A 417-nucleotide genomic window follows, 5' to 3' on the forward strand; every position below is an offset into this window, starting at 1 on the left:
ATACAATAAGGGACTCTCGTGAAAATTGAGCATTCTAAGGGATTATTTTTTTCGGCAGCAATAGCTGTTCTTTTGTTGATTTTCTTTTCGGTCTTTTATCGTTTTCAAAGCAGACCGACACTGGTAATGGCGGAAAAGAATGCAAAAAAAATTTTTTCAGGAGCTGTTTCCAATCGCTTATCGAAAAAATATCTGTATGATGGTAAAGCTGATTCAAAAGATTTTTATATTGATAAAATAAAAAAGAATTTATTAAATGGTCTTGTTTTAAGTAATTCTCTGGTTTACAAAAAAAATCAGTATAAAGAAAAACAAGTTTTAAATGAGATTGCTGAAAGAATTTATCGCTTGGAATTTAATAATCGTCAAGTTATGATTGAAAAGGTTAGCCTAAATAATTATCATACGGTTACAGTT

Annotated in this window: 1 pseudogene; it reads left to right on the forward strand. The window is 29.3% G+C overall.

Annotation, left to right across the window (positions count from 1 at the left end):
• Positions 1–18: 18 nt before the first annotated feature.
• Positions 19–417: pseudogene (locus KH893_RS12560) on the forward strand (hypothetical protein); the annotation flags it as partial.

Source organism: Liquorilactobacillus sicerae, from assembly GCF_029916425.1.
GTDB classification, from domain to species: Bacteria; Bacillota; Bacilli; order Lactobacillales; family Lactobacillaceae; genus Liquorilactobacillus; species Liquorilactobacillus sicerae.